This window comes from Sulfurospirillum sp. SCADC (assembly GCF_000743525.1).
Classification (GTDB): Bacteria; Campylobacterota; Campylobacteria; order Campylobacterales; family Sulfurospirillaceae; genus Sulfurospirillum.
In genome coordinates this window covers 1-12,878 of record NZ_JQGK01000008.1, presented here as the reverse complement: position 1 = coordinate 12,878, position 12,878 = coordinate 1, and the positions used below count along the sequence as shown (strand labels likewise).

At 39.6% G+C, this 12,878-nt stretch carries 14 protein-coding genes and 1 pseudogene; all 15 read left to right on the top strand.

The window, feature by feature from the left end; translation table 11 throughout:
• Positions 1–20 precede the first annotated feature (20 nt).
• Positions 21–764, top strand: a complete 744-nt coding sequence (locus JU57_RS06395) for a TerC family protein (RefSeq protein ID WP_037958526.1) — start codon at positions 21–23, stop codon at positions 762–764.
• A complete protein-coding gene (locus tag JU57_RS06390; protein ID WP_037958523.1) occupies positions 764–1,771 on the top strand; it encodes a rod shape-determining protein in 1,008 nt (335 codons plus the stop codon). Before JU57_RS06395 ends, JU57_RS06390 begins: the two co-directional genes overlap by 1 nt.
• 214 nt (positions 1,772–1,985) lie before the next feature.
• A complete protein-coding gene (locus JU57_RS06385; protein ID WP_037958520.1) occupies positions 1,986–2,528 on the top strand; it encodes a cytochrome b/b6 domain-containing protein in 543 nt (180 codons plus the stop codon).
• Positions 2,525–2,971, top strand: a complete 447-nt coding sequence (locus tag JU57_RS06380) for a hypothetical protein (RefSeq protein ID WP_037958517.1) — start codon at positions 2,525–2,527, stop codon at positions 2,969–2,971. The genes JU57_RS06385 and JU57_RS06380 overlap by 4 nt, the downstream gene beginning before the upstream one ends.
• Before the next feature lie 10 nt (positions 2,972–2,981).
• Positions 2,982–3,443, top strand: coding sequence for a hypothetical protein (locus tag JU57_RS06375; RefSeq protein ID WP_037958514.1), 462 nt, complete (start codon positions 2,982–2,984; stop codon positions 3,441–3,443).
• Between the two features lies 1 nt (position 3,444).
• Positions 3,445–4,107, top strand: a complete 663-nt coding sequence (locus JU57_RS06370) for a response regulator transcription factor (RefSeq protein WP_037958511.1) — start codon at positions 3,445–3,447, stop codon at positions 4,105–4,107.
• Positions 4,108–4,303: 196 nt separating this feature from the next.
• Positions 4,304–5,332, top strand: a complete 1,029-nt coding sequence (locus JU57_RS06365; protein WP_294876312.1) for a hypothetical protein — start codon at positions 4,304–4,306, stop codon at positions 5,330–5,332.
• Between the two features lie 90 nt (positions 5,333–5,422).
• Positions 5,423–5,692, top strand: coding sequence for a metal-sensing transcriptional repressor (locus JU57_RS06360; RefSeq protein ID WP_037958504.1), 270 nt, complete (start codon positions 5,423–5,425; stop codon positions 5,690–5,692).
• A 13-nt stretch (positions 5,693–5,705) separates the two neighbouring features.
• Positions 5,706–6,818 carry a nickel/cobalt efflux transporter gene (locus JU57_RS06355; RefSeq protein WP_037958501.1) on the top strand — a complete coding sequence of 371 codons (1,113 nt, stop codon included), beginning with the start codon at positions 5,706–5,708 and terminating at the stop codon, positions 6,816–6,818.
• Positions 6,819–7,126: 308 nt separating this feature from the next.
• On the top strand, positions 7,127–7,813 hold the full coding sequence (locus JU57_RS06350; RefSeq protein WP_037958498.1) for an ABC transporter ATP-binding protein: 687 nt from the start codon (positions 7,127–7,129) through the stop codon (positions 7,811–7,813).
• On the top strand, positions 7,810–9,048 hold the full coding sequence (locus tag JU57_RS06345) for an FtsX-like permease family protein (protein ID WP_037958495.1): 1,239 nt from the start codon (positions 7,810–7,812) through the stop codon (positions 9,046–9,048). The genes JU57_RS06350 and JU57_RS06345 overlap by 4 nt, the downstream gene beginning before the upstream one ends.
• Before the next feature lie 9 nt (positions 9,049–9,057).
• On the top strand, positions 9,058–9,774 hold the full coding sequence (locus JU57_RS06340; protein WP_037958492.1) for an outer membrane lipoprotein-sorting protein: 717 nt from the start codon (positions 9,058–9,060) through the stop codon (positions 9,772–9,774).
• Positions 9,775–10,881: a hypothetical protein gene (locus JU57_RS06335; protein ID WP_037958489.1), complete on the top strand. Its 1,107-nt coding sequence runs from the start codon at positions 9,775–9,777 to the stop codon at positions 10,879–10,881.
• A 125-nt stretch (positions 10,882–11,006) separates the two neighbouring features.
• Complete coding sequence (locus JU57_RS06330) at positions 11,007–12,497, top strand: SulP family inorganic anion transporter (protein ID WP_349678041.1); 1,491 nt, start codon at positions 11,007–11,009, stop codon at positions 12,495–12,497.
• Positions 12,497–12,878, top strand: a pseudogene (locus tag JU57_RS06325) (hypothetical protein); the annotation flags it as partial. The gene JU57_RS06330 and the pseudogene JU57_RS06325, both read left to right, overlap by 1 nt.

Here is a 12,878-nt window from a genome sequence, read left to right as displayed (position 1 = left end):
AAAAATCAGGAAAGAATGAAATGTTAGAATCGTTGTTTACCCTTGAAGCGCTTATGGCGTTATTGACCTTGACGGCTTTGGAAATTGTACTTGGCATCGACAATATTATCTTTATTGCCATTTTAGTAGGGCGTTTACCAGCCCATCAACGCGATAAAGGGCGCATTTTTGGACTCGCACTTGCGATGATCACCCGCATTATGCTTTTACTATCACTCTTTTGGATTATGAAGCTTACGACACCTCTTTTGACCATTTTAGGGCAAGATATTTCAGGGCGCGATTTGATCTTAATCATCGGAGGACTTTTCCTGCTTGCAAAGTCAACGACGGAGATTCACCAAGATATTGAAGAGGCAGGCGAAGAGGAAAAAGAGCTCAAAAAAGGCTCACGCGGTTTTTTCAATACACTCATTCAGATCGCGATCTTGGACATCGTCTTCTCACTTGACTCGGTCATTACCGCAGTGGGTATGGCGAATGACATCATCGTTATGATTTTAGCCGTTGTGATCGCGGTTGGAGTGATGATGTTTGCTAGTAAAGGCATCTCACATTTTATCGATATGAATCCTACCATCAAAATTTTAGCACTTTCGTTTTTGATCTTGGTGGGGGTAACTTTGATCGCTGAAGGGCTTGGGCTTCATATCTCAAAAGCATATGTCTACTTTGCGATGGCATTCTCCCTTGCGGTTGAGTCGATTAACATCTACAGTCGTAAGAAAAAAGCTAAAAAATCAGTCACACCTAAAGAGTTGTAATGTTTGCAATTCTCCGTTCTTCCAACGCCTTTGCCATTGATCTTGGCACCAATAATACACTGGTGTATCAACCAAGCCGTGGGATTATTTTAGATGAACCCACCTCCATCGCTTTTGATAATAACCGAAACTCCTTTTTTGATGGAGGTGCTTCTTCAAGGCGCATGTGGGGTAAAAATCCCAAATACATTGAAATCATGCACCCACTTTCCAGAGGGGCGATTGCCAATTTGACGGTGGCAAAAGCCTATATCAAAGAGGTGATTTCGCGTATTGCGCAACGTCGTTTTTTCAAGCCAACTATCGTGGTGAGTGTGCCGAGCGACCTGACATCCATGGAGCGAAGTGCGGTGGTGGAAGCGTGCAAAGATGGGGGTGCACGTGATGTGATGCTCATCAAAGACCCTTTTTCTGCGGCTCTTGGTTCTATGCAGTCCATTGAGCTACCCAAAGGTGTTTTAGTGCTTGACATTGGAGCTGGTGTGAGCGATATTTCACTGCTTTCGTGCAATGGCATTGTGATGAGTAAGTCGCTTCGCCTTGCAGGGAATGACCTTGATGAGGCGATTATCGAGTATTTTAAAGCGCATAAACGTATTCTCATCTCGCATAACGATGCAGAGCGTTTGAAAAAAGAGCTGGGTAATTTGTTTGAAACCGAAGAAAAAACGATGAAAATCAATATAAAAAATCTCGTCTCCAGACTGCCTGAGAGTTTTGTGGTCAGCTCCACCGATGTGCACCGTGCCATTATGCCCCTTGCCGATAAAATGGTAGCACTCACCCATTCACTGCTTTCAGAGCTCCCCCCTTCGTTTGCCCAAGATATTTACGATCAAGGCATCTTGCTCACAGGCGGTTCTTCGATGCTTCAAGGACTCGATCGCTACCTCAGTGCGAAGTTAGAGATACAGGTCAATCTTGTGGAAAATCCTCTGCATAACATTATCCTTGGTGCTGGACGTGCCATGGAAGAGACGCGTTACAGCTCCCTTTTAGGCACGTAAACGCATCGGTTTTATCTTTACATGTAAAGATAAAACCTTTTGAAAAAGCTTACAGTTTGAACTCTTGCATATTAGATTGAAGTTAAAAGTAGTGGAAAACTTTTGAGTGTGGATGAAATTGTTTTATTGTTGGTTTAAGTTCGTTTAATTTCACTTGATTTTGTGATGAATCTTGCATTGTAAGATTTCATTATCAAAACATCAAGGAAAACAGATGATGCCTAAAACATACAGTAATCCGTTAGTCATTCTACACTGGTTTCAAGGCATATTGCTCACTTTTATTTTGGTGAGCGGTACGCTTGTTCTCTCCAATATCCCCAATACTATTGCAAAAATAGGCTCACTCAAGGTGCACATTGTGCTAGGGTTGTTTATTTTTCTTCTTACCATCGTAAGGTTAATCGTTTTAGCCAAATACCCAAAACCCGCAAAGCTTACCCAAATGGGTATTTTGAGAGAAAAACTCATTTCTTTGAATCACCTTTTGATTTACATGGTTATCCTTGCCATGGCGGTTAGTGGTATTGTACTAGGAAGAATGACAGGGTTATCGGAGATCATCTTTTTTGGTTCAACCCTCGCTTTGCCTGAAAATTTTAAGGCTTTAACAGTAGGCGTTGTTCATGGGATGCTCTCAAAAGTTCTTATTGCACTGATCGTTATTCATATCATCGGAGTCTTTTCATATATGTTGAAAACAAAAGAAAATATTCTCAAAAGAATGTGGTTCCCAAAACCAAAGGATAGAAGATGAAAACAAAAATAATAGCATTAGGATTTGCTTTTGTGTTGGCGACAAATGTTGCTTATGGTTTTGGTGGACCCATGGGTGCGAGGGATTTTTGCGCCGAGGATCACTTGAGAGGTACTTGGTTTAACCAACCCTCAAGCGTGAATAGTATGGCGGTATTGATGTCTGCCATTTCGACGATAGAGCTTGAAATCAAACAAAAGATGGCGATACAAAGTATCATGAGAGATTTAGCACAAAAGCCATGTGATGTGACTACTCAAAAGCAAAAAGTTGCCATTCCTTTGGATAAAAATGGTCATTTTGACAAAGGTTTATTTATCAAAGAACAAGCTCAAGCTTCCCGTGATTTTATCGAAGCGCAGGCTAAAGCCATTGGCGATATTCTAAGTGTGTTAAATGATACACAAAAACAAGCAATCATTCAAAAATTAGCTACAATTTAAAGGAATAATCATGAAAAATAGTCATAAAATCATCACTGTAGCATTACTGGTTGGACTCTCTAGCGCATTGTTTGCTGAGGTTAAAACAGCAGAGGATTTGTTGAAGTCCATGAAGCAAGAAGATATAACTTACGCACAATTGATGGAGGGCATGGGCAATGCTGCTAGCAATATCCAAAGAGGTATCATCGGGATGAATCCTTATTTGGTCAAAAGAGGGATAGATTTTATACGCACGCATCCAGCCCCCAAAGATAAACCATGGGTAATTATGGCGCAAGAAGAGCGAGAAGCATTTAAGGAGACTTTGGTGGTGATGGATAAAATCATGGATGAAGATGTAGCAAAAATAGAAAAAGCACTGTTGCAAAAAGATTGGGCAGGAGCTCAAGAGGCTTCACAAGAGCTTGATCGCACATGTATCTCTTGTCATGTTGCGTGGAAAAACAATGTTAAATATATTATGAAATAACATGATAAAAATACTCCTCGTAGAAGATGATATCGAATTTGCAGAGCTAATAGTAGATTTTTTACACCATCGAAGCATTGCTTGTGAGATATGCGATGACCCTTTTAGGGCTTTGGTATTGGATCTTAAGCAGTATGATTTGGTATTGCTTGATTTGGGACTTCCGGGGATGGACGGGCTTGAAGTGTGCAAGAAAATGCGACAAAAAAGTACTATTCCTATCATCATCTCTTCGGCTAGGGGCAGTGTGGGAGATAAAGTTTTGGGGCTACAAATAGGCGCTGATGATTATCTCCCTAAACCTTATGACCCTGATGAGTTGTATGCGCGTATCATCAGTGTATACCGAAGAGTGGGTGGTGGGTTAGAAAAAACCTTACATGTAAAACCTTTTGAAATCGATAAAAATGCGCATGATGGGCTGTATCAAGGTAAGCCACTCCTTCTTACCGAAGCAGAGTTTCAAGTTTACTTTGCACTCATAAAACATTTTGGCTCCATTGTTTCCAAGGATCAGCTCTTAGCAGAAGCCTATGCCATTCAATCCCAGTGTGGTAATAGTTTGGAGATGATTATTAGTAAAATTCGACTTAAAATTGCGCCATTTTCCGATAAAAAACATATTGTATCTATACGAGGAAGAGGGTATCGCCTTGTGGAGTAGTATCAAAAGTTCACTTTTACAGCAAACCAAATTTTTGTTTGTTTTAGTAGCAATGGTTATGATTGGTTTGTGGGCACTTTTTATTTATGATCAAAAACAACGCCAAGAGGCATTGGATATGACACGCTATTTCAGTAGTGTGAGTGCTTTACAGCCCTTTATTTTTCAAGCATTGCCCATTCCTAAAGAGGTTTTAGTGCTGTTTGAATTGACACCTTATGAGGAAATATTACCGACTCACGCTAAGAGTCTACTTAAACGAGGTGATGTTACTAAAGGATTTGAAGTCCTTGAAATTGGAAATGAGAAAGTGCTACGCGTTTACAATTCAATAGGAGAAGTGATACTTAGCGATAAGGCACTCCCTCGTGGTAATGAGGTCGTACATTTTATTTTTACCATATTATTGTTATCGCAAGTATTTGTGTACAAGCGGTTGCAAAAAGGGCTTAAGCCTCTTGCCCTCGTCAATGAAAAACTAAAAGCTCTTGAATCAGGCGATCTCTCTTCGTTAGATACCTCCTCTCCTCATGAAGAGATTTATCGTTTGATTGACTCTTATAATCGCTCAGTTGCTCAGCTTAAACAGATGATAGAAATGCGGGAAATGTTTAACAAAGTCTTTATGCATGAGATGAAAACCCCCCTTGCAAAGGGTATGTTTTATGTCAAACAAGAGCCTTCTTATGAGAGTCATGCAAAACTTGCTCACATTTTAAAAGGGCTCAATGACCAATTGGATGAATTTTTGCACATTGAACGCTTGATAGTAGCACAACACCAAAGTGATGAGACATTAAACATGGCTTCAGATTTAATCGAAGAGGCGATGAAGCTGTTTGAATCCACTGAAAAAAATGCTATTGTGATCAGTGGTTGTAAATCTTTGTTGCTTAAAGGTAATGCAGAATTGTGGGTACTTTGTTTTAAAAACTTGATTGATAATGGCCTAAAATATACATCCGATAAAAAGCTTTACATTACATGTAATGACCAAAGCCTCATTTTTTATAACAAAGGTAATGCTTTGCCCATTGATGTTTCGCAAGAGGGTACTCAATGGAAAATAGACTCAAGCATACGCCATAAAAGCTCTACTGGCTACGGCTTTGGGCTATTTATTATCAAAACCATTGTTTCTATCAACAAATATTTCCTCCACTATACCTACGATGATACTACACATTTGGTCTCTATTCAAATTGATGCAAAGCCATACAGCTAGAAACTAAGATTTACATGTAAGTCTTAGTTTCTAAACTCTATTGAAGTATTTTTATTTTACAATATCCTATCCCCCCCTATAGGATATAACATGTCAAAACACAATTCACATGAAGATGTTTCAAAACGATTAAAAAGAGCTAGTGGGCATTTAAAAAGCATTATTAGCATGATTGAAGAAGAACGCGCGTGTTCTGAGATAGCACAGCAACTACATGCTGTTGAAAAAGCTGTAAGCAATGCAAAAAAGCTTTTAATTCATGATCATATAAACCACTGTCTCGATAATGCCGCAAAAGATGGCACCTTAAGTTCCGATGAACTGATTCATGAATTTAAACAAATCACGAAATATTTATAAGGAATAAAAACAAATGGATATGACAACGCTTATTACAGATGGGTCAAACCTTTGGGTTTTATTGGCTAGTGCTATTATATTAGGCGCCCTACATGGGTTAGAGCCAGGACATTCTAAAACGATGATGGCTTCTTTTATCATTGCTATTAAAGGAAGTATTTGGCAAGCCGTTATGCTTGGTGTTGCTGCTACGATTTCACACACTGCTATTGTTTGGATCATCGCCTTAATGGGATTGTACTTTGGAGCACAGTATAGTGACGGTGTACTTGAACCTTATCTCCAAGTTGCCTCTGCCATTATAATTATTGGCATAGCATTATGGATGATTCGACAGACATATAAAACTCATCAACAGTCCTATGAACATGATCACAAAGAAGATGCACATGATCATCATTGTGAAGATTTTGTCATAGAGACAGAAATAGGTATCATCAATTTATCAATCTTTGAAAAAGGTCAACCACCAAAATTTAGATTAATTGCTAAAGATTTTGATATAACAAAACAAGATATATTCACGGTTCAAACAGAAAGAGCAAATGGAGAAGCACAATCTTTTTCTTTCATAGATAAAGGTGATTTTTTAGAATCAGTTGATGATATACCAGAACCTCATGAGTTTATGGCAAGAGTTCTTCTTACGCACAATGAAGAAGCCTATGCTTATGATATAGAGTTTGTAGAACATGCTCACGGACATGTACATAATGAATTAGTAGGACTTGATCTTACTTCCCCTGGATACCAAGATGCGCATGAGTTGGCACATGCCAATGATATACGAAAACGATTCGCCAATAAAGATGTAACCAATTGGCAAGTTTTACTCTTTGGTTTAACAGGAGGGCTTATTCCCTGTCCCGCAAGTATTACGGTACTCCTTCTTTGTTTACAACTCAAAAAAATGGCTTTGGGCGCTACACTAGTTCTAGGTTTTAGTATTGGATTAGCCATAACTCTTGTATTGACAGGCTCAATTGCAGCAATTAGTGCTAACTATATGTCGAAAAAATTTACGGGTTTTGGCACCATCGCAAGAAAAGCACCTTATTTCTCTGGAGGACTTATTTTATGTATTGGTCTCTATATTGGATATGAAGGATTGATACATTTAGTATAGTTAAAAAGGAAGCTATGAGGTGTTTAACTTCGTTTATCTTCACTTGATAGTTTAGTGAAGGTAATCGTGTACTATTCTAGTATTAACACGCTATTAAGATAGACGGTCTATATTAGACTTCTTGCATAACCCATTGCAAAAAGAGTATCGCTTATAGCACATCACTTTTTGAAACTAAAAACATCGCCATAGCTTCGGCTATGACTCAATTTTGAGTTTCAAAAATTAACGCACTCTAAGCAAACTCTTTATCTTTTCAAGGGTTATGCAAGAAGTCTATTGTTTAAAATTAAAACTTTGGAGATACTATGGTTAAAGCGAGTCATCTGAAAAAAGTTTATCGAGCAGGCGAGATAGATCTTGAGGTTATCAAGGATTTTTCACTGGAGATAAATGAAGGCGAGTTTGTTTCACTCGTGGGTCCAAGTGGTAGTGGAAAAAGTACGGTGCTTAATATGTTAGGGTGCCTTGATACTCCAACTAGTGGTGAAATCATCATTGATGGTGTCTCTACTAAAGCAATGAGTCGAACGCAAAGAGCTAACTTTCGGGGTGAAAACATTGGCTTTATCTTTCAAAGTTTTAACCTTATTCCTGTTTTGAGCGTGTATGAAAACATTGAATATCCTCTTATTATGATTCAAAATTTAAGCGAGAATGAACGCAAAAGTAGGGTTTTGAAGCTTTTAGAAGAAGTAGGGATGCTGGATCATAAAGACAAAACACCCGATAAAATCTCAGGTGGGCAGATGCAACGCGTCGCTATTGCAAGAGCGCTTGTCACCAATCCCAAAATCGTTTTTGCCGATGAACCTACGGCAAATCTTGATACCAAAACAGCGCATATGATTATTGATCTGATGAAAAAAATTCAAAGAGAGCATCAAACGACGTTTGTGTTCGCAACGCATGATGAAAAAATAGTCTCGAATGTGGACAGACTTATCACCCTTGTCGATGGTGAAATTGTAGCTGATCAAAGGATGAACCAATGAACAATATCCTTAAAATATCCTATCGAAATCTCAAACGAAACTATCGAAGAACGCTTTTAACGGCTTCACTTATTACGATAGGGGTCATCTTTGTGCTTATCTACACGGCGATGTCAGGAAGCTTTAAAAGTTACACGGTTGGGCAGATTACCGATTCGTTAATGGGGCATATTCAGATACACAAAAAAGGGTATGTGGCTTCTGTCGATAACCTCCCTCTCGATAAAAACCTCAATGCCAAAATGTTAGAATTTATCGAATCAACGTTAGCGTCTAACCCTTATGTGCAGAGTTACTCTTACCGCATAAAGTTTGGTGCAATGTTTTCTAACTTTACCAGTACGACCAACATCAGACTGAATGCGATTAATCCTAAAGATGAATTTCCAACGCTGCCACTGCTTGAAAGTCGAATTTCGGATATGAATGGTACCTTTAAACCAGGCGAAATCATCGTTCCTGAACTGCTTATCAAAGGTATGGATGTCAAAATAGGCGATACCATCGTCTTGGTTGCCAATAACAAAAATGGTTCCGTCAATGGCATTAACCTTAAAGTTGCAGGTATTGTGGGGCAAGTCATGGGACCTGGAGGAAGGGATGGGTACATTCACATCGAAGATGCCAAGAAGGCACTGCGTATGAATAATGAACTTGAGATCAGTGAAATCGTCCTTCGCCTCAAAGATGTAGAAAAACTAGGAGTTGCAGAAAAATCACTTCAGCCACTTTTGGAAAAATTCAATAAAGAGGGCAAGCCTGTTTTGGAAATTCACACATGGCAGCAACTCTCTCCTTTTTACAACATCATTAAGATGATTGATATTATGAATATTTCGATTCAAATCATTCTTATCTCGATTGTTCTTATCTCCATCCTTAATGTGATGATCATGAGTGTGTTTGAGCGTGTCAGAGAAATAGGAACCATCGCGGCGATGGGCACACCGCCTTTGACCATCGTCAAACTTTTTTTATGTGAAGGCTTGATGTTAGGCGTGTTTGGAGCAGTTGTGGGAAGCATCTTGTCTTTGGGGATTGTTTATCTTCTCAACATTGTCAAAATTACCTATAGCATTGGGCAACAGAGCGGTCTTATTTTAACACCGAGTTTAGGGATAAATGAGATACTTAGTGTGAGTATCATCGTTATTTTGATCTCACTCGTTGCGTCCATATCTCCCGCCATCAAAGCTTCAAGACTTGATCCTGTTGAAGCGTTACGTACTTATTAGGAGAAGACCATGAAGAAGATCATACTTTTTTTACTCACAACGCTAGCCCTCTTTGGAGCGGAGAGCCTTTTAGAACAAGTGGATAAAAAGCTCAGTCCTAGTTCTGCGGATAGTTATAAAAAGCTCATTAACATTGAGCCAGATGGGAGTAAAAAAGAGTTTTTGCTGTATCAGATCAAAAAAGGCAAAGATAAAATTGTCTCGTTGTTCTTACAGCCTGACAGTGAAAAAGGCAGAAGTACACTGAGATTGGATGAAAATATGTGGCTTTATTTGCCTGAGGTCGGTAAACCTATTCGTATCACTTCGATGCAAAGTGTGGTGGGAGGCGTATTTAACAACAGCGATATTATGCAACTCGATTTCTCGGCTGAGTATGACATCAAAAGTGAAACAGATGAAGGGGCAATCATTGTCTTAGATTTGAAAGCTAAAAATGAGACGGTTGCATATGATAAATTGTTGATGGAAGTCGATAAAAAAACAGTGACACCGACAAAAATTGCCTGTTATACTTCTACGGGGATGCTCATAAAAACGCTCTACTACAAAGATATGAAAGACTTTGGTGGGGGCATCGTAAGACCTGCGGTGATTGAGACAGATTCGCCACTGTATAAAGGCTACAAATCCATCATGGTGTATGGGAAAATAACCTCGCGTGAGTTTGCCGATGAACTCTTTACCATCGAAAATATTGGCAAAGTGCAAGAGTTTCGAAAATAGATGAAACCTTTACATGTAATTCTTTTTGCAGCTGTTTTAGGCCATGCAGGAGATTACGATTTTGACCTTGATGCCATCGAGGTCAAACCCTATACTTTGAGTGGTTATCTCAAAGGTGAAAATAAACTTCAAGGCTTAAATGAAGACTCACCGCAGTTTCGTACTAAAAACAAAGATAGCATGAAGACTTATGCTAGCGAGGGTGATCTTAAATTTGCTTACTTTCACGATGCGTTCAAGTTCGATTCTGAAGTGATGGTGAATTACAACGATGTCGATGGCGAATACAGTGATGCCTACACCATCGCGCAACTCTTCGTGCAGTATAAGTTTGATCAAAATAATCTTATAGAGGTCGGTAAAAAAGCGCCTAAATGGGGTAAAGGCTACTTTGTCAATCCCATCGCATTTTTTGATCGAAAGAAAGACCCAAATGACCCTGATGCTTCACGTGAGGGGTATGTGATGGCGAATTATCGGTACAACAAAAGCTACGATGGGGATGTGAAAAATATCTCATTAGATCTCATTGTGATGCAAAGCAATGACCAGATGAACAGTGATTTTAATGAAGAAGAGCAAAATCATATAGGGGTTAAAGCCTATTTTTTGGCGTATGATACGGATATTGACCTTATCTATTATCATCGAAGCGAGCAGAGCGATAAAATAGGGCTGGATTTTTCTAAAAATCTTCAAACGAACATTGAAGTGCATGGAGAGTTTGCTAAAACATTAGGCGCGGATGATTATGCTTATTTGGTGGGGTTAAAGTATTTAACCGAGTTTGAGTTGAGCATCACCAGTGAGTATTTTTACCAAAAAAATCAAAGCAGCAAGTCTGAGCCTTTTTTTGATCATCAGTATTTCATAAACAAGTTTTCACAAAAAGAACCCTTTGATTGGCTGTATGGGTCACTTTACTATAAAAATATTTACAACCTCGAAGATAAGTCGATGCAAAACTCTTTTGGCGCAACGTATAGCTTTAAAAACAACATGCTCTTGGATATTTCCTACAATATGAACGATGGACAAATAGGCTCTGAATACGGCTCAAAACTGGTTCAAGATACGCTTTGGACAAAGTTGTATTGGTATTTTTAAACACGTACTCTTATGCCTTTATAACGCTTCTTTGGCTATACTAAAACTCTTACATACAAAGATACTTGTGTTTTAGTTTCAGATTTTATGTACTTTTACGCTTGCACTATGCAAAGGAAAAATTGTTGGTCTTAACAGTAAAAAAAGAGTGGTTTGGAAATATAAGAGGCGATATTCTCTCAGGTCTGGTTGTTGCATTGGCACTGATTCCTGAGGCGATTGCCTTTTCAATTATCGCAGAGGTTGATCCCAAAGTGGGGCTTTACGCGTCGTTTTGTATCGCCGTAGTGATTGCGTTTGTGGGAGGTCGCGCTGGTATGATCTCAGCTGCCACGGGAGCGATGGCGCTTTTGATGGTGACATTGGTTAAATCGTATGGTTTAGAGTATCTGCTTGCGGCTACGGTTTTGACAGGCGTTTTGCAAATAGGCGCTGGGTATTTGAAGTTGGGCTCTTTGATGAGTTTTGTTTCTCGCTCTGTTGTGGTAGGCTTTGTGAATGCGTTAGCCATTTTGATTTTTATGGCGCAATTGCCTGAACTCACCCATGTCTCGTGGCACACTTACGCACTGGTTGCTTTTGGACTTGGCATCATTTATGGATTTCCTTTGATTCCTATGTTGGGTAAGTTGGTTCCCTCTCCCTTGGTCACGATTGTGGTGATTACGGGGTTTGTATTGCTAAGTGGTTGGGATGTGCGCACCATCGGTGACATGGGAACACTGCCTGATACCTTGCCCATTTTTTTACTCCCCGATGTGCCTTTGAGTTTGGAAACACTTCAAATCATCTTTCCCTATTCCGCAGCGCTTGCGGTTGTTGGACTTTTAGAGTCACTTATGACCGCTACCATTGTGGATGAACTCACCGATACCAAAAGCGATAAAAACTGTGAGTGTAAAGGTCAAGGGGTAGCGAACATCGTTGCAGGATTTTTTGGTGGCATGGCAGGATGCGCGATGATCGGGCAGTCGGTCATCAACATCAAATCAGGTGGACGCGGCAGGCTTTCAACCCTCTTTGCAGGCGTGATGTTGCTTATCATGGTGGTATTTTTAAGCCAATGGCTCTCACTGATTCCGATGGCGGCACTTGTGGCTATTATGATTATGGTCTCCATTGGAACGTTTGATTGGGGTTCGATAAAGAGGCTTAAAACACTTCCTTTTTCAACAAATCTTGTGATGGTGATGACCGTTGTTGTCGTTGTTTTTACGCACAATTTGGCGTATGGCGTTTTAACTGGTGTGCTTTTAGCATCGCTTTTCTTTGCCAACAAAATCAGCCATTTTATGTATGTTGAATCGCGTTTCGATGAAGAGAACAACACCAAAATCTACACCGTTGTGGGTCAGGTCTTTTTTAATTCCGCTGATCGTTTTATCGCTTCATTTGATTTTAAAGAGGTGGTCGAAAAAGTGGTGATTGATCTCAGTCGTGCTCATTTTTGGGACATTACAGGGGTGAGTGCCTTGGATAAAGTGGTGATTAAATTTCGCCGTGAAGGCGCTCAGGTCGAATTGATGGGTCTTAATGAGGCAAATCAAACAATTATCGATCGTTTTGGGATTCATGATAAACCCGAAGAGATTGAAAAAATGATGGGAGGTCATTGATGAAAAATACTAATACAAAAACAGTCTTTGCATGTATTGATGGGTCAAAATTGAGTCAATCCGTCACTGCTTATGGCGCATTCTTTTCGAAAACACTGAATCTTCCTTTGGCGCTTTTACACACCGTAGAACACGCACATGTTTCTACTTCGATGAATCTTGCGGGAAATATTGGTCTGGGTTCACGGGATCTTTTGCTGGAAACGCTTGTCAATGAAGACGAGACTACAAGCAGAGAAAACATTTGTAAAGGGAAAGCTCTTTTGGAGATTTTTAAAGAGAGTGCCAAAGATCAAGGGGCGCATAGTGTGCAAATAGCACAACGACACGGTACTCTTTACGAAACACTGGTCGAACTATTACTACACCATATAAATACAT